This window comes from Azospirillum doebereinerae, from assembly GCF_003989665.1.
In the GTDB taxonomy this organism is placed as follows: domain Bacteria; phylum Pseudomonadota; class Alphaproteobacteria; order Azospirillales; family Azospirillaceae; genus Azospirillum; species Azospirillum doebereinerae.
In genome coordinates this window covers 99,337-122,168 of record NZ_RZIJ01000018.1, presented here as the reverse complement: position 1 = coordinate 122,168, position 22,832 = coordinate 99,337, and the positions used below count along the sequence as shown (strand labels likewise).

Annotated in this window: 21 protein-coding genes; 12 read left to right on the top strand and 9 right to left on the bottom strand. The window is 69.0% G+C overall.

The genetic code is table 11. The annotated features are described in order from the left end of the window. Window positions 1-145 precede the first annotated feature (145 nt). Window positions 146-868 carry a phosphate signaling complex protein PhoU gene (gene phoU / locus EJ913_RS21135; RefSeq protein WP_127001567.1) on the top strand — a complete coding sequence of 241 codons (723 nt, stop codon included), beginning with the start codon at window positions 146-148 and terminating at the stop codon, window positions 866-868. A 50-nt stretch (window positions 869-918) separates the two neighbouring features. Here the strand turns inward: phoU and EJ913_RS21130 are convergent, their stop codons facing one another. Next, complete coding sequence (locus EJ913_RS21130; RefSeq protein WP_127001565.1) at window positions 919-2,208, bottom strand: lytic murein transglycosylase; 1,290 nt, start codon at window positions 2,206-2,208, stop codon at window positions 919-921. A 350-nt stretch (window positions 2,209-2,558) separates the two neighbouring features. On the opposite strand from EJ913_RS21130, the gene EJ913_RS21125 reads away from it, so the two are divergent. Continuing rightward, window positions 2,559-3,632 carry a CgeB family protein gene (locus EJ913_RS21125; protein WP_127001563.1) on the top strand — a complete coding sequence of 358 codons (1,074 nt, stop codon included), beginning with the start codon at window positions 2,559-2,561 and terminating at the stop codon, window positions 3,630-3,632. A 108-nt stretch (window positions 3,633-3,740) separates the two neighbouring features. Beyond that, entirely contained in the window at window positions 3,741-4,226 is a 486-nt protein-coding gene (locus tag EJ913_RS21120) for a GNAT family N-acetyltransferase (protein ID WP_127001561.1), read from the top strand. 84 nt (window positions 4,227-4,310) lie between these two features. Here EJ913_RS21120 and EJ913_RS21115 read toward each other — a convergent pair whose 3' ends face one another. The 4 genes from EJ913_RS21115 to EJ913_RS21100 form a co-directional block, all read right to left on the bottom strand. Beyond that, entirely contained in the window at window positions 4,311-4,526 is a 216-nt protein-coding gene (locus EJ913_RS21115) for a hypothetical protein (protein ID WP_238519795.1), read from the bottom strand. 357 nt (window positions 4,527-4,883) lie between these two features. After that, a complete protein-coding gene (locus EJ913_RS21110) occupies window positions 4,884-6,179 on the bottom strand; it encodes a replication-associated recombination protein A (protein WP_244939436.1) in 1,296 nt (431 codons plus the stop codon). Window positions 6,180-6,264: 85 nt separating this feature from the next. Further along, entirely contained in the window at window positions 6,265-6,492 is a 228-nt protein-coding gene (locus EJ913_RS21105; protein WP_127001557.1) for a hypothetical protein, read from the bottom strand. A gap of 161 nt (window positions 6,493-6,653) precedes the next feature. Beyond that, a complete protein-coding gene (locus EJ913_RS21100) occupies window positions 6,654-7,544 on the bottom strand; it encodes a cell envelope integrity EipB family protein (RefSeq protein WP_238519793.1) in 891 nt (296 codons plus the stop codon). Between the two features lie 109 nt (window positions 7,545-7,653). Here EJ913_RS21100 and EJ913_RS21095 point away from each other — a divergent pair, with 109 nt between their 5' ends. The 4 genes from EJ913_RS21095 to EJ913_RS21080 all read left to right on the top strand — a co-directional run bounded on the left by EJ913_RS21095 (window position 7,654) and on the right by EJ913_RS21080 (window position 11,740). After that, window positions 7,654-8,646, top strand: coding sequence for a 2-hydroxyacid dehydrogenase (locus EJ913_RS21095; protein ID WP_127001553.1), 993 nt, complete (start codon window positions 7,654-7,656; stop codon window positions 8,644-8,646). Between the two features lie 239 nt (window positions 8,647-8,885). Next, a complete protein-coding gene (locus tag EJ913_RS21090; protein ID WP_127001551.1) occupies window positions 8,886-9,602 on the top strand; it encodes a GGDEF domain-containing protein in 717 nt (238 codons plus the stop codon). Window positions 9,603-9,900: 298 nt separating this feature from the next. Then, the gene (locus EJ913_RS21085; protein WP_127001549.1) at window positions 9,901-10,308 is read left to right on the top strand and encodes a response regulator; all 408 of its coding nucleotides are present in this window, start codon (window positions 9,901-9,903) and stop codon (window positions 10,306-10,308) included. Window positions 10,309-10,348: 40 nt separating this feature from the next. Continuing rightward, window positions 10,349-11,740 (top strand): PleD family two-component system response regulator, encoded by a 1,392-nt coding sequence (locus EJ913_RS21080; protein ID WP_127001547.1) that lies wholly within the window; start codon window positions 10,349-10,351, stop codon window positions 11,738-11,740. 81 nt (window positions 11,741-11,821) lie between these two features. Here the strand turns inward: EJ913_RS21080 and EJ913_RS21075 are convergent, their stop codons facing one another. Together EJ913_RS21075 and EJ913_RS21070 are read right to left on the bottom strand one after the other, a co-directional pair. Then, window positions 11,822-15,253: an SNF2-related protein gene (locus tag EJ913_RS21075; protein ID WP_127001545.1), complete on the bottom strand. Its 3,432-nt coding sequence runs from the start codon at window positions 15,251-15,253 to the stop codon at window positions 11,822-11,824. A 142-nt stretch (window positions 15,254-15,395) separates the two neighbouring features. Further along, window positions 15,396-16,064, bottom strand: a complete 669-nt coding sequence (locus EJ913_RS21070; protein WP_127001543.1) for a phosphatase PAP2 family protein — start codon at window positions 16,062-16,064, stop codon at window positions 15,396-15,398. 95 nt (window positions 16,065-16,159) lie between these two features. On the opposite strand from EJ913_RS21070, the gene EJ913_RS21065 reads away from it, so the two are divergent. The 4 genes from EJ913_RS21065 to EJ913_RS21050 all read left to right on the top strand — a co-directional run bounded on the left by EJ913_RS21065 (window position 16,160) and on the right by EJ913_RS21050 (window position 19,173). Next, window positions 16,160-17,053, top strand: coding sequence for an AraC family transcriptional regulator (locus EJ913_RS21065; protein ID WP_127001541.1), 894 nt, complete (start codon window positions 16,160-16,162; stop codon window positions 17,051-17,053). 138 nt (window positions 17,054-17,191) lie between these two features. After that, window positions 17,192-18,076 (top strand): alpha/beta hydrolase family protein, encoded by an 885-nt coding sequence (locus EJ913_RS21060; RefSeq protein ID WP_238519791.1) that lies wholly within the window; start codon window positions 17,192-17,194, stop codon window positions 18,074-18,076. 81 nt (window positions 18,077-18,157) lie between these two features. Then, window positions 18,158-18,865 carry an AzlC family ABC transporter permease gene (locus tag EJ913_RS21055; RefSeq protein ID WP_127001537.1) on the top strand — a complete coding sequence of 236 codons (708 nt, stop codon included), beginning with the start codon at window positions 18,158-18,160 and terminating at the stop codon, window positions 18,863-18,865. Further along, window positions 18,862-19,173 (top strand): AzlD family protein, encoded by a 312-nt coding sequence (locus tag EJ913_RS21050; RefSeq protein WP_238519790.1) that lies wholly within the window; start codon window positions 18,862-18,864, stop codon window positions 19,171-19,173. The genes EJ913_RS21055 and EJ913_RS21050 overlap by 4 nt, the downstream gene beginning before the upstream one ends. Window positions 19,174-19,254: 81 nt before the next feature. Here EJ913_RS21050 and EJ913_RS21045 read toward each other — a convergent pair whose 3' ends face one another. Next, complete coding sequence (locus EJ913_RS21045) at window positions 19,255-19,473, bottom strand: hypothetical protein (RefSeq protein ID WP_127001535.1); 219 nt, start codon at window positions 19,471-19,473, stop codon at window positions 19,255-19,257. A gap of 36 nt (window positions 19,474-19,509) precedes the next feature. Continuing rightward, entirely contained in the window at window positions 19,510-19,815 is a 306-nt protein-coding gene (locus EJ913_RS21040) for a hypothetical protein (protein ID WP_127001533.1), read from the bottom strand. 187 nt (window positions 19,816-20,002) lie between these two features. On the opposite strand from EJ913_RS21040, the gene EJ913_RS21035 reads away from it, so the two are divergent. Further along, on the top strand, window positions 20,003-22,633 hold the full coding sequence (locus EJ913_RS21035; RefSeq protein ID WP_127001531.1) for a glycosyltransferase: 2,631 nt from the start codon (window positions 20,003-20,005) through the stop codon (window positions 22,631-22,633). The last annotated feature ends 199 nt before the right edge of the window (window positions 22,634-22,832 follow it).

Sequence of the window (22,832 nt, the reverse complement as noted above, 5' to 3'; positions counted from 1 at the left end):
TGATTTTCCAAGCGATAGACCAGTGTCCGAAAATAATCTATGCCAAAGGTTAAGACCGTTCCGGGACCACGCGACGCCTGCCGCCCGGTGGGGGCCGCGGCGCCGGAACGGGCACGATGAACGCTTTGGAAAAGGGGGCTTGGGCATGGCCGGAGGACACACGGTTGCGGCGTTCGACGCCGAGCTGGCGGCGCTGCATTCCGCCATCGACCGCATGGCGGCTCTGGTCGAGAGCCAGTTCGCCACGGCGCTGGACGCGCTCGCCACCGCCGACGCCGCCAAGGCCGCCGTCGTGGTGGAGGGCGACGCCGCCATCGACCGTCTGGAGATGGAGGTCGAGGCGATGACCATCCGCATGCTGGCCCTGCGCCAGCCGATGGCGAAGGATCTGCGCGACATCGTGGCCGCGTTGAAGATCGCCTCGAATCTGGAGCGGATGGGCGATTTCGCCGGGTCGGTCGCCAAACGCGCCGTCACGCTGGCCGGGCTTCCGGTTGTCCCGCCAGCCGGGTCGCTGACCTGGATGGGTCGGACGGTGCTGGAGATGATCGGCGACATGCGCCGGGCCTACGCCGAGCAGGACGCGGCGCTGGCCGCCGCGGTCCGTGACCGCGACGGCGAGGTGGACGCCGCCTACACCAGCCTGTTCCGGGAGTTCCTGACCTACATGATGGAAACCCCGGCCCAGATCACCGGCTGCACCCATCTGCTGTTCGCCGCAAAGTCCATCGAGCGGATCGGCGACCACGCCACCAACGTGGCGGAGAACATCAGCTATCTGGTGGAGGGCCGCTTGCCGGCGGAGGAGCGCCGGAAGGGGGACCACAGCAGCTTCGCCGTGGCGCCAAGCTCGACGCCGGAGGGCTGACCATCGGGTTTCCGGCTCGGCGGCTTCCGTCCGCCGCCGCGCCGGCTCCCTTACGACGCCTGCCGCAGTCGGTCCAGCAGGCCCTTGGTGGCGAAGCCGTCCGGCACCGCGCCGATGGTGGCCTGGAAGCGGCGCACCGCGTTGCGGGTGTTGGCGCCGACGATGCCGTCGGGGGTGCCGGGCTCCAGCCCCAGCGCGGCAAGGCGCTGCTGCAACTCCATGCGCTCGTCCTTGCTGAGCGCCGGCTCCTGCCGGGGCCAGCTTCCCACCACGCCCGGCCGATCCGCCATGCGGTCGGCCAGCAGGGCCACCGCCAGCGAGTAGCTGGTCGCAGGGTTGTAGCGCATGATGGCACGGAAATTCTCGTGCACCAGGAAGGCCGGTCCCTGGTGCCCGGCCAGTACGAGAATCGCCGCCGGGTTGTCGCCGGCTAGTTCGCCGCCGCCGGCCGGCAGCACTCCCATCCGGCGCCATTCCGATACCGGTTTGACGATGGTGTACTCGGCTTGGTCATAGGGGAAACCATCGGGCAGCCGCACCTCCTGCCCCCAGCGCTCGCCGCTGCGCCAGCCGTTGGCTTGCACGAACTTGGCGGTCGAGGCCATCACGTCGGGCAGGCTGCCCCAGATGTCGCGGTGGCCGTCGCCGTCCTCGTCCATGGCGTGGCGGAGAAAAATGGTCGGCATGAACTGGGTCTGCCCCATCGCCCCAGCCCAGGATCCCGACATGCGCTCCGGCGCGATATCGCCCGAATCGAGGATGCGCAGGGCGGCTAGCAGCTCGGTCCGAAAATAGGCGGCGCGGCGGCCTTCGTAGGCCAGCGTGGTCAGCGCGTCGATCACGGAGAAACCGCCGGTCGAATTGCCGAAATCGCTTTCCATTCCCCAGAAGGCGACGAGGATCTCGGCCGGAACACCGGAACGCTGACTGATGCGATTCAGCAACGCCGCGTTCTCCTGCAACTTCCGGCGGCCGTTCTGGACGCGCTTTTCGTTCACGGCGCTGTCAAGATACTGCCACACTTGGCGGGTGGACTCGGGCTGGCTGGAATCCAGTTCCACCACCCGGTCGGACAGCTTCACGCGCTCGAAGGCGCGGTCGAAGGTCTTGGCGCGGATGCCCTGGCCCAACGCTTCGGCGCGGAGCGCGCGCAGCCAGTCGGGGAAGGGCAGGCGCGGCTGCGCGGCCGTCTGGACGGCCGACGCCGGGGACGCCGACGAGGCACCGCCCTCCGCCGTCACAGGAGCCGTGACGCCGGTGCTCTGGCAGCCGGCCAGCAGGAGCGCGACGAGAAGGAGGCGGGCGGAATGGCGGGGCAAGGTGCGGGACAGGGTTCGCATGCGCTCGATCATCGCTGGGAATGCCGGGGCTGGGAATGCCGGGGCACTGGGAATGCCGGGCCGTGACCCTACGGTGCCCCGCCGCCGGGCTCAACCGCGAAATCCGAATCGGGCGTCGCGGGCGGGAACGAAGCTTGAACGCTTCCGGCGCTGCGCCATATCCCTTTCATCCCAACCGGCCGCGTCAGGACGCAGGGTCGAAGCCCTGTCGGCGGTCGTTTCCGCCCATCGGATGGCCTCCTCCGCAACCCCGCCATGACTGGAACTCCACCATGCCCGGCCGCGTTGACTGAGCACGGATCGCTTCGCCCGACGGATCGCTTTCCCGATCGCATGAAGGTGCCGACGCCATGAAGATCGTCATTTTCGGACTGACCACCGGTACCCTTGCCGACGCCGGACACACCCTGCGCTGGCGCTCTCTCGTCCAGGCCCTGGCGCTTCGCGGCCATCGCGTGATCGCCGTGGAGCGGGAGGGGCCGGACGCGGCGGGAAACCCGGCCTGGAGCATTCCGGGCGGCGAGCGGCTGATCTACACGGACTGGGATGCGATCGCCGTCGAAGCGGCGCGGCACGCCGACGATTCCGGAGTCGCCCTGGTCGTGGCGCATGGGCCGGACGCGCGGGCCGCCGCCGCTCTGGTGCAAGAGTCGAAGAGCGCGCGCCGGGTGCTGTACGATCCGGACGCGCCCTCCTCGCTCGCCGCGCTGGCGGCGGGGGAGGCTTTGGCGCATCTGCCGGTCGATGGCCTGGGCGGCTTCGATCTGGTGCTGGCCTCGGGCGGCGGCCCGGCGCTGGAACTGTTCCGCGAGAAGGCGGGGGCCGTCGCCGTGGCACCCCTCTACCCCTGGATCGTGCCCGAGGCGCACAAGCCTGGCACTTCCCAACGCCGCTACCTCGGCGACCTGTGCTGCGTCGCGCCGGACGCAGGGGCGATGCGGGAGGGGCTGGATCGCTTCTTCATCGATCCGGCGCAGCGGCTGACCCGCCGCCGTTTCGTTCTGGCCGGCGGCAATCTGCCGGATGTCGCGAGGGCGGCCCCGAACGTCGTGACGCTGCCCGGCTTCGACCCGGCGGAGACCGGCGACCTGCTGGCCTCCTCCACCCTCACGCTGGCGCTGGCCCGTGACGACGAGCGGAGCGTCGGCTGGTGCCCGACCAGCCGGCTTCTGGAAGCGGCGGCGTACGGGTCCGCCATCGTGTCGGACCGCTGGGAGGGGCTTGAGAGCTTCTTCGAGCCGGGTCGGGAAATCCTGGTCGCCGCGCAGATCGACGACGTGACCACGGCGATGATGCTGCCGCGCAACCATCTGGCCGACCTCGGCCAACGCGCGCGCAAGCGGGTCCTGGCGGAGCACAGCGCCGAGCGCCGCGTGCAGGAGTTGCGCGGCATTCTCGACCTTCAAGGCGGCGGTGACGATTGAGTCCAGGGGGATTGAGCCCAGCGTGACTGGACCGGGCGTGATTGAGCGTGCGGGGGAGTCGGCCTGCGGCTATCGTCGGCGCCCGTCTTCCTCAAGAGAGTTCCGCCCATGCCCTCCGTGACCGTTCGCCCGGCCGTTGAAGCCGATTGCGCCGACATCCTGCGTTTCGTCCGCGAACTCGCGGAGTTTGAGCACGAGGCCCATTCGGTCAAGGCGTCGGAGGAGGATTTTCGGCGCGACGGTTGGGGAGAGCATCCGGTTTTCGAGGCGCTGATCGCCGAGTTGGACGGAACGCCCGTCGGCTTCGCGCTGACCTTCCGCAACTATTCGACCTGGGAAGGTCGTCCAGGGCTGTTCGTCGAGGATCTCTACGTCACACCGGACGCGCGCAAGCATAGCGTCGGGCGTCACCTTCTTTCCGCCGTCGCCCAGCGGGCGGTCGAGCGGGGATACCGGCGTGTGGATCTGAACGTGCTGAACTGGAACCCAGCGCGTGGCTTCTACGACCGCATCGGCTTCCGCCAGATGGAGGAGTGGCTGCCCTACCGGTTGAGCGGAGACGCGCTGGCGGCGCTGGCCGCCGAAAGCCCCTGAAGAAGGGGGAAAGATGGCGTGGGACGTACCGCGCCATCCTCGCTTCTATACGAACCCCGAACGCAAGGCTGACGATGATCCGGGTCAGGCCGCGCGGTTGTAGGCGGTGGCGCCCAGGATTTCAACGTAGCCGGCGCGCTCTTCGCGCAGGTTCATCAGAAGGTCGGCCAAGCTGTCGCGCACGAACGCGTCGTCCTGAGCGCCGATCTTGTCTTGCGTCAGGCGGATGAATTCATCCAGCAGCGTGACGTGAGTCAGGGAGGAAGCGGCGATCTTCTGCGACTTGGTGGTGGCGATCATGTAGAACTCCCTTGGCCTGTGCGTTCGTGGTGACGTCATTGAGCCACGTCGCCGGTTAATGACTCACTAACGGCGCTATGAACGAAGTCGTATCTTGAGGGGTACTTCTAGGACTCGGAAATAATCTCTATGACTATTCCTTGGAGTTACCCCTTTTCCGCCTTCTATCCGGATGATCACGACTTGGTTCTTGCATATGGCGTCAATGCGGCGCGGCGTTCTGAACCTCGCCTTTGAACAACACCGGGGTTTGGCGGTGGTTGCGCGCGGCGGTTGGGGGATTTGGTGGCATCGCCCATCGAAAGGTGTGGGCGACCGAAGTCACGGGCGACATTTTTGGTTACTGCCGCCGGACCATTATTTCCGCCGCCGCCGCAGACCCGCCCAATAATCCAGGCGCTTTCGGATATCGCGCTCGAATCCGCGCTCGACCGGCCGGTAGAACTCATGGCGGCCCACCGATTCCGGGAAATAATCGAGACCGGAAAAGCCTTCCGGCGTGTCGTGGTCGTAGATGTAGCCCTGCTTATAGCCCAGTTCCGCCATCATCTTCGTCGGCGCGTTGACCGCGTGCATTGGCGGCATGACGCTGCCGGTCATTCGCGCCAGCTTGCGCGCCTCGCCCAGAGCGACCTCCACGGCGTTCGACTTGGGGGCGGTGGCCAAGTAAAGACAAGCCTGCGCCAGGGCGCGTTCACCCTCCGCCGCGCCCAACCGCTCGTAGGTCTCCCAGGCTGCGGTGGCTTGGAGGATCGCGTTGGGGTCGGCGAGGCCGACGTCCTCGTTCGCCACGCAGAGCATGCGCCGGGCGATCGTGCGCCAATCCTCCCCGGCGGCCAGCATCCGGCACATCCAATAAAGCGCCGCGTTGGCGTCCGAGGCGCGCAGGCTCTTGTGGAAGGCCGAAAGCAGGTTGTAGTGGCCGTCGCCCGACTTGTCGTAGGAGGGCAGGCGCCGTTGCAGGACCCGGCCGAGCGCGGCGTTGTCGAGCGGCTCCTCTCCACCCAAAGCGTAGATCTGCTCCGCCATGTTCAGGACGAAGCGCCCGTCGCCGTCCGCCATCGCCAGGAGGGCGGAGCGCGCCTCGGGTTGCAGGGGCAGGGGGCGGCCGACATGCTCCTCTGCGCGGGCCAGCAGGGCGTCGAGCGCGGCCTCGTCGAGCCGGCGCAGGACGAAGACCTGGACGCGCGACAGGATGGCGGCGTTCAGTTCGAAGGAGGGGTTCTCGGTGGTGGCGCCGACCAGCGTGACGGTGCCATCCTCCAAATAGGGCAGAAAACTGTCCTGGACGTTGCGGTTGAAGTGGTGGATCTCGTCGCAGAACAGCAGGGTGCCCTGGCCGCCGTCGCGGCGCTGGCGGGCGGCTTCGAAGACCTTGCGGAGGTCGGCGACCCCGGTCTGGAGCGCGGAGATGGACTCGAAGCGCAGGTCGGTGGCCTGGGCCAGCAGCCGCGCGATGGTGGTCTTGCCGCAGCCGGGCGGTCCCCACAGAATCATGGAGGTCAGAGCGCGGGCCTCGGCCATGCGGCCGATGGGGCCGTCGGGGCCGAGGAGGTGGTCCTGCCCGGCGACCTCGGACAGGCGGGTCGGGCGCAGACGGTCGGCAAGCGGCCTGGGGGCCTGGGCGGCGAGCAGGCTCGGCGTGGACATCATGAACTCCGGAGGCGTGGACGGCGGGCCGCCCGGTCGCCGCCGGTCATGGAGGAACGCGAGGGGAAAGACGGGGGAGAAGCGGCGGTCAGGCCGCCATGCCGTCCATCGGCGCCGCGGCGATCAGGCGATAATGATCGGTGTCGATCAGAACGGAACAGCTCAGCGTCTTCGACACGCCGCCGTCCTCCGTGCTGACGATGCGGGCGTGCGGGATGCCCAGCAGGTTCACGGTGCCCATCACCCGCCATGCGCGGCCCTTGCCGGCACCGACCGGCTGAAAGACCTGCCCGATCTGGACACTTTTCTTGCTCATGGCGGAACCCCTGTGGGGCCGGTCCGTGTCCGCGGCGTCCGGGAATTCGGTGCCGCGGCCCGTACCAGCCTGTTGTGACCCTGATCGTCTCAACAGTTAAGCGCAGGGACGAGTCGCGATCAACCATTAAGTATTTTCCGCAAATCCCGCCCAGCGGCCGCTCAGCAACCGGACTTGGGCAGCGCCTCGATGGTGTCGAGGATCGCGTTGACGGTGAAGTCGCCATAGTCGATCTCCATCGACTCGGCGATGCCGTTGCGCAGCAGGCGTAGGCTCATCTCGTATTCGGGCTGGGCGGAGTCGCTGTGGGTCGGGAAGAAGGCCATCCGCACCGGCCACGCCTTGGCGTCGGTCAGCAGCGCGCTCTTGGCGGCGTCCTTGGGCGCGCCGGCCTGTCCGATGACGGTGGAGACCTCGGTCGGGCCTTCGGCGTCGGCACCGTCGAAGACGGTGCGGGTGAAGAAATGCTCACCCTTCAGGGCGTGGTCGAGGATCGCCAGCGTGTGGGCGGTCGGGAACATGGTGGCGGCCGGCAAATCCATCTCCTGCGGTTCCGGCTTGGTGAACTGGGCCGAGCCGTTGCCGTCGTTGGGCGCCAGGTTGGCTTCACCGCGAACGTCGTCGTCGACCTCGCCGTTGATCAGCTTGCGGACGTTGAAGCGGTAGCGCTGGCCGTTCTTCGATTCCCACGTCGTGTAGTTCGTGTTCATCGCCATCTCGTCGCCCTCGCTGTAGACGAAGCGCAGTTGGAAGCGCTGCTCCGTCGTCCAACCGTCGCAGGCGTCGGCCCATTCGAACATCATGCGGCCGCGCACGTCGCTGACCTTGGAGCTGTTGCGGGCCGAGGCCAGCGACATCTTATAGATCGCCCGGTGCGGCTGGATTCCGGCGGCGACCGCGCCGTATTGCGGCGCGGCGGCCGGCGCGGCCTGGGCCGCCGCCGGAACGCTTGCGAGCACGCTTGTAAGCGCAAGGGCGCCCAGGGTCACCCCCAGAGCCGCTCCGAAAATCGCTGGGCGGGCGGAGCGGGTGGCGGCGGTGCGGTCGGACAAGATGGGTTCCACAGGTGATTGTCGGCGCTGGTTGGATTATGGGTGTTTTCGACGCGGACCGGAAGAGCCGCCACCCGCAATTCCTACCATTGGAAGGGAAAACCACGGAATGACAAGCTCCGCCGAAGACTCCACCCCCGATGCGCGCCCGGTCGTCCTGCTGACCCGCCGCCTGCCGGACGCGGTCGAGGCGCGGGCGTCGCGCGATTACGCGGCGATCCTGAACCCGGCCGACGAGGCGTTGGACGGCGGCGCCATCGCCAAGCGCGCCGCCGGGGCCGAGGCTGTGCTGTGCTGTGCCGGTGACCGACTGGACGCTGCCGCCATCGCGGCGCTGCCTTCGTCCGTGAAGGTGCTGGCGACCTTCTCGGTCGGCACCGACCACATCGACCTCGACGCCGCCAGGGCGCGCGGCCTGACCGTCACCAACACGCCGGACGTGCTGACCGACGCCACCGCCGACATCGCGCTGCTGCTGATCCTGGGCGCCGCCCGCCGGGCGTCGGAGGGCGAGCGGATGATTCGCGCCGATGCCTGGACCGGCTGGACCCCGACCCAGTTGATGGGCACCCATCTTGGCGGCAAGCGGCTGGGGATCATCGGCATGGGACGCATCGGGCAGGCGGTGGCGCGCCGGGCGCGGGCTTTCGGCATGACCATCCACTACAGCAACCGCAAGCGTCTGGCCCCGGAGCTGGAGGAAGGCGCGACCTACCACGCCGACCCCGAGGCGATGCTGGCGGTCTGCGACTTTCTGTCGCTGCATTTTCCGGCCACCGCCGAGACCCGGCATTGGCTGAACGCCGAGCGGATCGAAAAGCTGCCGCCGGGCGCCATCCTGATCAACACCGCGCGCGGATCGGTGGTGGACGACGCGGCGGTGATTGAGGCCCTGCGCCGTGGCCGGCTCGCCGCCGCTGGGCTCGACGTGTTCGAGAACGAGCCGAAACTCAATCCCGGCTACCGCGACCTCCCGAACAGCTTCCTGCTGCCGCATCTGGGCAGCGCCACGGTGGAGACGCGCAACGCCATGGGGTTCCGGGCGCTGGACAACATCGACGCGGTGCTGGCCGGCCGGGAGGCGCCCGACCGGGTGGTCTGAATCGGGCAGCCCGAGCCGAGGGGCGGCGAATCGAGGCTGAAAAGCGGCCCCTCTTCAGGGTTTTCCCCATCGGCAGGGGTTGCCGAACCCGGCATCTTCTGCCGGGTGGAGAGGAAAAAGCGGCAAATTCGGCCGTCGAGCGTGACGGATAAGTCACGGAAACGGCTGAATTTCCAAGATTGGCACGCGGTTTGCTGAGGAAGATCGAAGCGTTTCGACCTTCATCGAGGAGCCGAGCCATGAACGCCACTGTCGCCGCCCTGGACCTGACGTCCAACTCCTCCGACCGCTACGACAGCGGGACGGCCTGGAACCCGGGCGCGCTGGCCTCGCGGGTCGGGCTTCTCCGGGGGACCGAACGCTACGCGCTGGACGAGACCATGGCGTTGCTGGCCGAGGCCAGGGAAACCATCGCCCAGCAGCAGGAGCGCATCGCGTATCTGGAAAGCCTGACGATGACGGACGAGCTGACCGGGCTGCTCAACCGGCGCGGCTTCTACAGCCATTTCCGCCGCGAGCTGGCCTCGGCCCGTCGCCACGGCGTCGCCGGCGGGCTGCTGGTCATGATCGACCTCGACGGCTTCAAGGCGATCAACGACACCCACGGCCACGTCGCCGGGGACAGCTATCTGCGGCAGGTGGCCCGGATGCTCTCCGCCAACGTCCGCGAGGAGGACGTGGTCGCTCGGCTGGGCGGCGACGAGTTCGCGGTCCTGCTGACCAACACCGACACGGCCAACGGCCTTGCCCGCGCCCGCCAACTGGCGGCCATCGCCGACTCCTACCACGCCGAATGGGGTGGCAAGACCCTGCCGGTCCGCTTCTCGGTGGGCACGCAACCTTACGGTGCCGACGACGGCGAGGACGAGGTGATGCGCCGCGCCGACGGCATGATGTACGGTGCCAAGAGCGCCCGCCGCCGGGATGCCAAGCGCCGGACCAAGATGGCGGCGTGAGGTGGCGGCTCCTCTGCCGGGCATCCCGTGCCGGGGATCGGAAACGTGAAAACCGCCCAGGGCTCCCTGGGCCGTTTTCTCATACCCGCGTAATCGTCCCGGACTTGCCGCATCATCGTGCCGGTTGCGCAACGGTGCGTGCGATCCGGGTCGATCCCGTTCCCGGGTAACGATAATTTAACCGTCGCGACCTATTTCAAAAAGGGGTATACCGGACTCTTGAACATCGCGGGTCCAGGGCGCGCCGGAGCACCGTCGTCCAGGGACGACGCGAGTGCCGAGGCCAAGCGGAGGAAGCATGCCAGCGGAACCGGGCGGCCCAGAAACGGTCGGCGACACGACGGGAAAGACCGTTCTGATCGTCGAGGACAACGAGCTGAACATGAAGCTGTTTCATGACCTGCTCGAAGCGCACGGTTACCAGACCTTGCAGACCCGCGACGGCATGGAGGCGATGAAACTGGCCCGCCTGCACCGTCCCGACCTGATCCTGATGGACATCCAGCTTCCCGAGGTCTCGGGCCTGGAGGTCACGCGCTGGATCAAGGAGGACGCGGATTTGAAAGCCATACCGGTGGTTGCGGTCACCGCCTTCGCCATGAAGGGTGACGAGGAAAAAATCCGCCAGGGCGGTTGTGAGGATTACATTGCGAAGCCCATATCGGTGGTGAAGTTCCTAGAGACGGTCAAGAAGTTCCTGAACTGATCCTTGTTTTGACGGAATCCGGATAGGATTGCATCGCTCCATGTCTGCGCGTGTCCTTGTTGTCGACGATGTCCTGCCCAATGTGAAGCTGCTCGCGGCAAAGCTGACGCGCGAGTACTTCAACGTCATCACGGCTTTCAACGGGCCGGACGCGCTGGAGCTCGTTCACAAGGAATCGCCGGACATCGTCCTGCTCGACGTCATGATGCCGGGCATGGACGGGTTCGAGGTGTGCGAGAAGATCCGCTCCGACCCGGCGACCATGCACATCCCGGTCGTGATGGTCACCGCGCTGTCCGACGTGGCCGACCGCGTGCGCGGGCTGGAGGCCGGGGCCGACGACTTCCTGACCAAGCCGGTCAACGACATCGCGCTGTTCGCGCGGGTCCGCTCGCTCGTCCGCCTCAAGATGATGATGGACGAATGGCGCCTGCGCGAGACCACGTCCGGCCAGTTTGGCGTCATCGAGCGCAGCGGCACGCTGCTGAGTGAATCCTTCGAGCGGGCGCAGGTCCTGGTGCTGGAGGATTCGGTCCTCGACCTCGACAAGGTTCTGGAGACGCTCCAGCGCGACCACAACAGCGTGATGGCGGCGGACAGCTGCGCCAAGGCGCTGGAGCGCGCGCTGAGCAACGAGCTGGACCTCGTGGTCATCAGCCTGACCCTGCTGAACGAGGACGGGCTGCGGCTGTGCTCGCAGCTGCGCTCGCATGAGCGGACGCGGCAGGTGCCGATCCTGCTGATGGTGGACGAGGGCGACCTGAACCACGTCGCCAAGGGGCTGGAACTCGGCGCCAACGACTACGTCATCAAACCGATCGACCGCAACGAGCTTCTGGCCCGCGCCCGCACGCAGATCCGGCGCAAGCGCTACCAGGAGCGGCTGCGCTCGAACTACGAGCAGAGCCTGTCGATGGCGTTGACCGACAGCCTGACCGGCGTCTTCAACCGCCGCTACGTCAACGCCCATCTGCCGCGTCTGCTGGAGCGCGCCATCGACAGCCACAAGCCGGTGTCGGTGCTGATGTTCGACATCGACCATTTCAAGGTCGTGAACGACAGCTACGGCCACGCCATCGGCGACGAGGTGCTGCGCGAGGTGTCGGCGCGGTCCAGCCGCAATCTGCGGACCTTCGACCTGATCGCCCGGCTGGGCGGCGAGGAGTTCATCGTCATCCTGCCCGACACCGACGGGGAGGCGGCGCTGATCGTCGCCGAACGCCTGCGGCAGCGCATCGCCGACACGCCGTTCACGGTGTCCACCGACGTGGGCGAGATTCGGGTGACGGTGTCGATCGGCATTTCGGTCGGCGGCCGCCTGGGCGATACGGCCGAGGGGCTGATCCGGCGCTCCGACGAGGCCCTCTACGAGGCCAAGCGCTCGGGGCGCAACTGCGTCATCGCCGATGCGCGGGTGAACATCGAGGGGTGAACTTTCGCCCTCTCGTGGGCAAAGCTTGACCATAACCCTCTCCCCGGTGGGAGAGGGCTCCGTCAGAGCAAACGCCCCAGCCTACTCGTCCTCGTTCCCGCCCAGCAGATAATCGATGTCGCCGCCGTCGAGCGCGCCGACCAGACCCTTGCCCTCGATGGTCGCGGCGGACAGGCTGCCCTTGCGGCGTTGCAGGTCGATGATGCGCTCTTCCACCGTGTTGGCGGCGATCAGCTTGTAGACGAAGACCGGCTTGTCCTGGCCGATGCGGTAGGCGCGGTCGGTCGCTTGGTCCTCGGCCGCCGGGTTCCACCACGGGTCGTAATGGATCACCGTGTCGGCGGCGGTCAGGTTCAGGCCGCGCCCACCGGCCTTCAGGCTGATGAGGAAGACCGGAACCTCGCGGTTCTGGAACCGGTTCACCGGCTCGGCCCGGTCCAGCGTGCGGCCGGTCAGCTCGACATAGGAAATGTCGGCCTTCTCCAGTTCGAGCTTGATGAGGTCGAGCATCGTCGTGAACTGCGAGAAGATCAGGATGCGGCGGCCTTCCGGCACCATCTCCCGCACCATCTCGGTCAGCGCCTCCAGCTTGGCGCTCTCACGCACCTTGCCGCCGGTGGCGATCTTCAACAGGCGCGGGTCGCAGCAGACTTGGCGCAGCTTGAGCAGCGCGTCGATCACCGTGATGGCGTTGCGACCCAGCCCGCTTCCAGCGCCGCCCTGTCCGCCGACCGCCAATGCCGCCCGCACCGTCTCGTTCACCGACAGGCGGATCGTCTCGTAGAGGTCGCGCTGGTCGCGGTCGAGGTCGATGCGGACCACCACCTCGGTCTTGGGCGGCAGTTCCTTGGCCACCGCCTCCTTGGTGCGGCGCAACAGGAAGGGGCGGATGCGGCGCATCAGCAGGTTGGCGCGGGTGTTGTCCGCACGCTTCTCGATGGGCACGCGGTAGCGCTTGCCGAACTCCTTCCGATCGCCCAGCAGGCCGGGCATCAGGAAGGCGAACTGGCTCCACAACTCGCCCAGATTGTTCTCCACGGGCGTGCCGGACAGGCAGAGCCGGTGCCGCGACTGCAGGGCCGCGACCGCGCGCGTCGCCTTGCCGTCGGGGTTCTTGATCGCCTGGGCCTCGTCCAGCACCAGCATGTGCCACGTCAGCCGCTTCAGCAGATCGACGTCGCGGGCGACGACGCCGTAAGTCGTCACCACGATGTGGGCGCGGTCCAGCTCCGACAGCCGCTCGTGGCGGTCCAGCCCGTGCAGCACCACCACCCGCAGCTTCGGGGTGAAGCGCCCGGCCTCGGCCACCCAGTTCGGCACGAGGCTGGTCGGCACCACGACGAGGCAGGGGTCGGTCAGCCGGCCCTCGTGCTCCTCCATGGCGATGTGGGCGAGCGTCTGGGCGGTCTTGCCCAGGCCCATGTCGTCGGCGAGGATGCCCGCCACGTCGTTGGCCCGCAGGCTCTGCATCCAGGCCAGACCGGCGCGCTGGTAGTCGCGCAGCTCGCCGTGGAAGCCGGGGGGCGGCTCCATGTCGCCCGGAATCTCGCTGTCGCGCAGGCGCTTGAGGTAGCCGTCGATCTGCGCGGTCTCTTCGGTGCGCCGCGCGATCAGGTCGTCGATGTCGAGCAGGGAGTCGGCCTCGGCCAGCGGCACCTTCAGGCGGTCGCCGCTGGGACGTCCGCTGCCTAGCATGGCCTCCAGCACGCTCATCAGCCGTTCGACCCGCTCGGCGGGCAGGGCCAGGACGTTGCCGTCCTCCAGCACGATGTGCGCCCGCCCGTCGATGACGCGGGTGGCCGACAGCCCGCCGCGCTCGACCAACTGGGCCAGGATCGGCAGCAGCGGGCGGCGTTCGCCCTCGATCTCCACCCCGACGTCCAGGTCGAACCAGCCGTCGCCGGCGTCGCGGATCGCGACCTCCATGTCGGCGCCCGGCTCGATCACCTTGGTGCCGAAGTCGGTGCCGACCTCGACGGTCCAGCCGGTCTTGGTCAGCGCCGGGACCTCGGTCGCCAGGAAGGAGCGCCAGCGCTCCTCCACGTCGCGGCCGGTCAGCCAGTGCACGCGGGTGCCGCGCGCGTCCAGCGATCCCTTTGGCGGTTCGATGCGGGCCTGGGCGAAACCGAGACCGGACAGCCGGTCGAGCGCCGCCTGCTCCTCCGCCTTGGCGCGGCGGACGAAGGTGACGTTGCCGCGTTCGTCCTCGAAACGGGCGAACTGGCGCTGGTCGTCGGGTTCGATCTCCACCGGTTCGCCTAGCTCGCCATAGTCGAAGGACAGGCGCAACACATCGACCAGCCCATCGGCCGGCGTCACCACCCGGCCGAGCCGGGCGACGACGCGCGGGGAGCGCTCGACGATGTCCGCCGCCTCGGCGGCGCCGCTGCGAACGCCGGGGATGGCGTTCTCGCGGAAGGAGGGCAGGGCCGGGCCGGGCCGGGAGGGCGCGGCCGGGGCGTTGCGCGAAGGCGCGAACAGCCGCGACACCGGCTGGGTGCCGGCGGCGGGAACCGGCGGCACCGGCTTGGCGGTCGGTACCTCGACGACTTGCAGATCGACGGGGAAGACGCTGCCGGTCGCCGAATCGACGCACCAATAGGATTGACCCTTCACCAGGACGCTGCGTTCGGGCAGGCCGGTCGGGCGCAGCTTGCGGGTCGCCGGGTCGCGGAAGGCGCGGACGACGCGGCCCGGCCCCTCGGCGAGTGGCGTGCCGTCGCGCCAGTGCAGGCGTCCGGTCGCCAGCAGGCGGCGCAGCAAGCGGTCGATCGCCTCGCCCCGGTTCTTGGCGACGGGGGTGCGGGTCGAACCGCCGCCGCCCAGCAGCCGGGCGATGGCGCGGTCGGCGTCGCCCTCCATGTCGCGCGGGGCCTTGGCGAGCACGTCGCGCGGCGAGGCCGGGTCGGTCTCGGTCCGGCCTTCGGTCACGAAATCGACGGAAATGTGGCAGGCGATCTCGCCCTGTCCGGGCTCCAGCGTCCAGCGCAGGCTCTGCGGCGCGGCCGGCTTCGGGAGGGAGGGTGGTGTGGAGGGGGCGGCCGACGCACGGACCAGCGACAGGGGCGCGGCGGGCGGCTTCGGCGCCGGCGGGGCCAGGGGGCGGGCCTGGGGCGGCGGTTCAAGGGAGGATGGGGCCGGGGCGGCCGGGGGGCGGTCGACCAGATCGAACAGCGATGCCTTGCGCCATTCCGGCCGGGTCTCCAGCGCCATCATCGCCGCCGCCGCCATGTGGGCGCAGGCGTTGCGGCCGCAGGTGCAGGTGCGTTCCAGCACGATGCCGCGCTTGCCCTGCACGGGGGTCACCGTCACCGCCAGCCGGCGGCCCAGGTCGTTGACCTCGGCCTTGATGCGGCCGGTTCCCGGATCCGCCAGGGCCACCGCCCCGCTCATCACCAGGGTGCGGCCGCGCTGCAGGGTCTTCGCTTCGAAGACGCGAGTCAGGTCCTCCTGAGCGAAGGGGACGGCAACGCCGGCCGAAGGGCCGCGCGGCTGGGCATCGAACAGGGACATACGCGAGAAACGCCGGGTAATCGGAACGAAACAAAAACGGGCGGGTGGTATAGACCCTCCCGTCCGTCATCGCAAGCCTGACGCCCCTTTTGGAGGCCGGGACCGCGACGCACGGTGATAGCACAGGAAAGTCGGCACGTCCTCACCGTGGTTGGGAATAAGCGCCATGATCGAACACGGCCACGCGGGGAATGGGGCAGAGGCCGGTTTCGGCTCGCAACTGCACGGCGACGGCGCGGATGCCGGATTCGATGAACGAGGGGTCGCCGACCCGCACCAGCCCGACCACCCCCAGCGCCACCGCCGCCAGCAGCAGCGGCGGCACGCGGGCACGGACGGGGGGCAGGGAGCGGCCGCTCCAGAGGAACAGCGCCACCGCCGACCCGCCGACCAGCAGCCCGGCCACCACCTCGGCGGTGGAATGGGCCGAGACCAGAACGCGGGAGATCGAGATCGCCGCGACGAGGGCCACGGTCGCCAGAAGGATGAGGGTCCGCCAGCCGGGGGAGCCGGTGCCGCGCGCCGCCAGCGCGCCGACCGATCCGTAGAAGATCGTGGCGAAGGCGGCGTGCCCGCTGGGGCTGACGAAGCGGTCCTCCGGCAGGAAGGGAAAGGCCGGCAGGCCGCAACCATGGCCGAACAGCTTCAAGGCGCCCATCACCCCCAGCCCGAGCGCCGCCGCGGCCAGCCAGCGCAACGCCAGCGGCGCCGAATGGCGGCGCCACAGAAGCGTGGCGTAGAGGGCGGAAAGCGGGAACAGAAGGGTGCTGCTGCCCAGATGGGTGACGCCGCGCGTCACGGTCGCGAGCATCGGTAACCTCGTGTCATGTCCATCCGTTCCGTATCGACCAGCCGGCCGCAATCCTGTCCAAGACGGCCGGTGCGCCTCGCTGTTAGAATATAGGCATGGATCAACTGGATGCGCTCACCCAAAGCCAAACCCCGACCCAGGGCACGCGCGGCGACTTCGCGCGGCTGTGGCGCGAGCCACGCTTCGACCGCATGGAATGCCTGAACGCGCGTTTTCAGCGCCACGTCTACGCCCCGCACACCCACGAGACCTATGTCATCGGCGTGATCACCGCCGGCACCGAACTCTACCGCTACCGTGGCGTGACCCACGCGGCCAGCGCCGGGGACGTGGTCCTGCTCAATCCCGAGGAACTGCACGACGGGCGTCCGGCGGGGGAGGGCTACGCCTACCGCATCTTCTACCCGCCGGTCGCGTTGATCGGGCAGACCCTGGCCGACGCGCTCGACCGCCCGGCGCTGCCCAGCTTCGGCGACACCGTCTTGAAGGATCCGGAGCTGTTCCAAGCCATCCGGGCGCTGCACCGGGACCTGGAGCGGCCGGAGCGTGACGCCCTGCACCTGGAGTCGGTCGCGCTGCGGGCCTTCACCGCCGCCGCGCTGCGCCATGGCGACCTGAACGCCCGCCCGCGCCCGCTTGGCCGGGAGCCTGTGGCGGTGCGGCGCGCCCGCGAGTATCTGGACGCCCATCTGGAGGGACCCGTCGAACTGGCCGATCTGGCGGAGGCCGTGGGCTTGAGCCGCTTCCATCTGCTGCGGGTCTTCCGCGCGGCGGTGGGCACGACGCCGCACGGCTACCTGACCGACCGCCGGGTCGGGCGAGCGAAGGAGATGCTCGGCGGCCCCCTGCCACTGGCCGAGATCGCCGCCGCCTGCGGCTTCTGCGATCAGGCTCATCTCAACCGGGTGTTCAAGGCGCGGGTCGGCGTCGCTCCCGGCCATTACCGGCGCGGCAGTGGAACGCCGTCTGTCCAAACGGCCGCGCATTGACGGGAAAATCCCCGTAGGGCAGGAAGGGATCGCCGGTCCGGATGCGTCGGAGGAAACATGCGTGCCCTTTGGTTGCTTCTTGTTTTCATCGCGCTGGCGCGCGCGCCGGCATCCGCCCAATCGCAGGCAAGCGACGAGATGTTCACGAACGCGGCGGTTGCGAAGGGCATCACGATCGGCCGCTCCGGCTGCGCCGTCCTCGAACGGCAGGAGACCGCCGTCTGGGTCGAGGTGGAAGGGAAAGGCGCCTGCCTGCGTTATTACGCCGCCGGCCTGACGCGCGGCGGACCGAACCCGGTCGCTGCCGGCTGGTTTCACGGCGACATACTGGGAACGAAACCGACGAGCATCGGCCATCAGGAAGGGCTCGGCGTCACCGCCATGATCGGGCAGAGCAACCGGCTGGCCGAACGTCATGCGGTGCCCTTCGTCTTCTTCGGGCGTCCCGGCAGCTACGGCAGCGCCGGACTGGCCTGGACGACACGCCACCGGCCGATCGAGGCGGCGTTGATGAACGCGGCTTTGGACGCCGTGAAGGCGCGGTATAGGATCGCCCATTGGGCGCTCGGGGGGCACAGCGCCGGCGGACAACTGGTGGCGGAGTTCCTGGCGCGACGCGACGACGTCCGTTGCGCCGTCCTGTCGTCCGGACCGGTCGCCTACCGCGCCTATCTGCAGGCTCGGCGTTTGACCCATCTGCTGGCCTCGCCGGAGCGCTGGTACGATCCCTATGACTCGGTCGGGAAAATTCCGGCGGATCCGGAGCGCCGGGTGTTCGTGATCGGCGATCCACGGGAAACCAACGTCCCCTTCGAAACCCAGGCGCTCTATGCCAAGGCGCTGAAGGCGCACGGTCACGCGGCTTGGCTGGTTCCGCTGGAGCGCGCGCCCGCTCCGCGTTTCCACAATCTGGTGGATTTCGGGGAAGCCGCGACCGGCGCCTGCGCTCATGGCCGGACCACCGGCGATATTCTGGAAATGCTCGCCGCCATGCCGGCGCAGTCCGACCGGATCAGCAATTGAACCCGGACCGGCGCCGGAACGGGGGGCTCGGCAGCAATCCCGTCCAAGACGGGGCCTCCGTCGCCGCGTAGAAGGGGGGCCATGACCTTGTCCTCCTCATCGCCCCCGGCGACCGTTCGGCGCGAGTTCGCGCTCGGCGCCGTCCATGCCCTGCCCATTGTGGCGGGGGCCGTTCCGTTCGGGTTCCTGCTGGGCAGCCTTGCCGCCAAGGCCGGGCTGTCGCCACTGGAGATGGGGCTGATGAGCGCCCTGGTCTTCGCCGGCAGTTCGCAGTTCGTCGCGGTCGAGCTGTGGAGCCGCGACGCCGCCGGTTTCGCCGTGGTGGGGAGCATCCTGCTGGTCAATCTGCGGCATCTTCTGATGGGGGCGACGCTCGCCCCGCGCCTGGAGGGCAAGCCGCCGTTGCGGGTCGGGGCGGCGCTGTTCCTGATGGCCGACGAGGTCTGGGCCCTGGCGCTCCGCCGGGGCGAGGCGCTGACCTTCGGCTACTGGTTCGGGGTTGGGCTGACGCTCTACGTGGCGTGGCTGGCGAGCACGGTGGCCGGGACGCTGGCCGGCGCGCTGATCGCCGACCCCGCCGCCTGGGGGCTGGATTTCACCTTCATTGCGGTGTTCCTGTGCCTGTTGGCCGGCTTCTGGAGCGGGGCGGGGGCGCTGCCGCCCTGGCTCGCCAGCGCCGTTGCGGCGCTGAGCGTCCACGCGCTGATGCCGGGCGGCCCCTGGCACATCCTGGCCGGGGCCGTGGCGGGCGGCACCGTGGCGGCTTGGCGGGGGAGGGCGTTGTCATGACGGGCGACGATGGGATGCTCGACGGGGCGGTGCTGGCGGTGATCCTGGCCGGCGCGCTGGCGACGTGGCTGACCCGCGTCGGCGGGCCGTGGCTGATCGCGCGTATCCGTCTGGGGCCGGCGGCAAGCGCCGCGCTGGAGGCGACGCCCGGCGCTGTGCTGGTCGCCTTGGTGGCGCCGGCGGCGTTGTCGCGGCCATCCGACGCGCTGGCGGCGGCGCTGGTCTGCCTGATCGCCCGGCGCGTGCCGATGGCGGTCGCCGTCGCGGTTGGTGTCGCGGCCGTGGTGGTGCTGCGGCGGGTGATGTAAAGGGTTCGGCATGTGGTTGCCCCCACCCCGGCCCTCCCCCGCCCAGCGGGGGAGGCAGGGTGGGGGCAAACGTCGCCGAACTTACCGGTCCGACGAGTCCCGCAGCGCCTTGTCGGCCTGACGCTGGTCCTCCTTGGCTTCGCGGGACATCTCCTCGCCGATGCGCGGGTCGATGCTCTTGGCTTCCTCGATCAGGTCGCGTGCCTTGCCGGCGTTGCCTTCGGCGGCCTGGTCCAGCGCCTGCTCGGCGAGGTCATGGGCCTTCTTGTGCTCCGGCGAGCGTTCGTGTTCGGTGGCCATGGTGAACTCTCCTGGATTGGTTTCGTTGTTTCGCCGTCAGTGCAGCAGTCCGGTCGGCCGGGCGGAGGCGGCGGACGGGTCCTCGAAGCTCGGATCCCGGTCCTCACCCAACAGATCCTCGCCGAACAGGCCCTCGTCCGACACCGCCTCGTCGGCGGCGTCGAGCATGGCTTCGGCCTGGCGCCGGACAGCGCCGGCCCGGCTGCGGTCGGCTTCGCCCGTGCTGTTGGCTTCCACGAAGGCCGCCGCCTGCTCGGCGACGGCGAGGGTCTCGAGAACCTCGTCCATCGTGTCTTCCAACGCCTCGACGTCGACGCGGTCGTCGTTTTTCTGGCCGTTCACGGGAATCTCCCATCCTGCTGTCCCGATCTTGCGGGTCGCTTGAACCAACAGGAGGAGCGCCGGACGGTTCCCCGATGCGGCAACGCACAAAAATTTGAAAGAGCGTGGGAATAGTCGGAAGGGCCGTCGCGTTGATGCGGGTGTCCGGTGGCGCACGGCCACCTCAAATAGGGCATCGCGAACTCCCATGAGCAACCCGAAGAACCCGATGCGGTCCGCTGCCATTGCCGCCGCCATGCTGGCCGTGACCGCCGGCCACGCGTCCTTCTGGTCCTGGCGCAACGCGCCGACGCCGGTGGAGGCGGAGCCCGGACGCATCGAATCCGTGTCCTATTCGCCCTCGGGCCGGGATTACGACCCAAATCATTCGCCGGTCGTCCCGCGGGCGGAACTGGAAAAGGACATGACCGCCATTGCCGGCTTCGCCGACGGGGTGCGCACCTATTCCACGCTGGGCTCGCAAGGGCAGGTGCCCGAAATCGCGGTGTCGAAGGGGCTGGACGTCACGCTCGGCGTCTGGCTGAGCAAGGACAAGGCCCGCAATGAGCAGGAGGTCGTCCAGGCCATCGCGCTCGCCAAGACTGTCCGGGGCATCAAGCGCATCGTCGTCGGCAACGAGACGCTGCTGCGCGCCGAGTTGACCGACGCCGAGCTGGCCCGCTACATCCAGCGGGTGCGGGTCGCCGTCCCGGCCTCGATCAAGGTGGGCACCGCCGACGTGTGGTCGGAGATGGTCAAGGCCAACGCCACCGTGAAGGCGTCCGACTTCATGGGCGTCCACGTGCTGCCCTACTGGGAAGGCGTGCCGGTCGAGAACGCGCTGACCTGGATCCGCGACCGGCTCGACACCGTGCGCAAGTCCCACCCCGGCAAGCCGCTGTTCGTCGGCGAGGTCGGCTGGCCGTCGGGCGGCGAGAACTTCCACGACGCCTACCCGACGCCGGAGGCCCAGGCCGCCGTCGTGCGCGGCTTCGCGGCGGAAGCGGGCGCGCTCGGCATTCACTACAATGTGGTCGAGGCTTTCGACGGCGTCTGGAAATCCACCATCGAGGGCTCGCCGGGCCCGAGTTGGGGCGTGCTCGACGCCGACCGCGCGCCGAAATGGCCGCTGGCCGGTCCGGTCGGCGCCTCGCACGGCGAGAAGGTCGGCGCCGGGGTGGCGCTGGCGGTCGGTTTCGCGCTGTCGCTGTTCGTCGCCTTCCGCCGCCGCAGCAACACCGGCTTCGCGCTGGCCGCCTCGCTCGGCGCCAACGTCATCGGCTTCGGCGTCGGGTCGGCGGTGGCCGGCGCCTACGCCGAGTACCTGACCTTCGGCGCGCTGACGACCTGGGGATCCGCCTTCGCTCTGGGCGCCCTGATGATGAGCGTCGCCTTCGCCGATCTGGTCGACGTCGCCCGCCGCCTGTTCACCGGCCGCGCCCCGGCCCTGCTGCCGCGCGCCGTGCCGGAAACGGATCACAAGCCCATGGTCTCCATCCACGTCGCCGCCTGCCGCGAGCAGCCCGACGTGCTGGGCGCCACGCTGGCCTCGCTGTCGCGTCTCGACTACCCGAACTACGAGGTCGTCGTGCTGGTCAACAACACCGAGGAGGAGCATCTCGTCCGCCCGGTGGAGGAGCTGTGCCAAGCGCTGGGCCCCAAGTTCAAGTTCCACTGGTACAAGAAGATCTCCGGCTTCAAGGCCGGCGCGCTGAACGCCGCGCTGCGCCACACCGACCCGGCCGCCGAGATCGTCGCCGTGCTGGATGCCGACTACACCGTGTCGCGTGACTGGCTGTCGAAGCTGGCCCCGGTCTTCGCCGATCCCTCGGTCGGCATCGTCCAGGCCCCGCAGGAGCACCGCGACGGCCATGAGACGGCGCTGAAGGCGGCGATGACCGCCGAGTACCGCCCCTTCTTCGACGTCGGCATGCAGGAAGGGCTGTCGAGCCAGGCCTTCATCTGCCACGGCACCATGATCATGCTGCGCCGTTCCGCCATGGACCAGGTCGGCGGCTGGTCGGAGGCCGGCATCTGCGAGGACACCGAACTCGGCCTGCGCATCTTGTCGGCCGGCTACTGCGCCGCCTACACCGACGAGCGTCTGGGCGAGGGGCTGGCGCCGGACAACTTCATGCAATTCCGCAAGCAGCGCGACCGCTGGGTGTTCGGTTCCACGCAGATCGTCCGGGCGCATTGGGCGAAGTTCCTGCCGGGCAACCGCAGCCTGACCGCCGGCCAGAAGCTGGGCTACGTCACCAATTGGATCCGCTGGTGGTCCGACGCGGTCGGCGTCTTCGCCGCCGCCGCCGCCGTGGTCTGGACCTTCGCCTCGCTGGTCCTGCCGCTGCACCTGCCGCCGGTCGCCGCCACCGCCGCCGTGCTGGGCGCCCTGGTTCTCCGCGCCGGGTCGAGCCTGCTGGCCTCGCGCTACGCCTCGGGCAATTCCTGGACGCACAGCCTGGGCGCCTGCGCCGTCGGCATGGCGCTGTCCACCACGGTGGCGCTGGCCGCCCTGCGCGGTCTGGTCCGCAGCACGGACGCCTTCCGGGTGACCGCCAAGGGTGGCAAGCGCGCCAAGGGCCGCTTCTGCGCCAAGCCCGAAGCGATCCTGTCGGTCGCCCTGGTCGCCGCCTCGGCCACCGCCGCGCTGGTCAATCCGCTGGGCACCCTGGCCTTGGAGCTGTGGTCGATCCTGCTCGCCGCCATGGCGGTGCCCAATCTGATGGCGGTCGGTTTCGCCGTCGGCGACATGCTGCCGGTCCGCGAGGCCCGTCCGGCCCCGGTTCCGGCCCAGGCCGAGCAGGCCAGCAACGCCTCGCAGGCCGTCGCCGCCTGATCGCTGTCGAAAAGCATCCGCTTCCGATCCCCCGTCCGCAAGGGCGGGGGATTTTTTCTGCCTGCAGAATGGCGAAAAGGGGGAGGGTTGCAGCGATCCCCCTTCTCTCACCAAGGTGAAACTTGTCGGGCTTCGCGCTTCGTGCCTACCATCCTGGCCGAGAAGCGTGACAACAGGGGGCTGCCGTGCATGCCGCGAA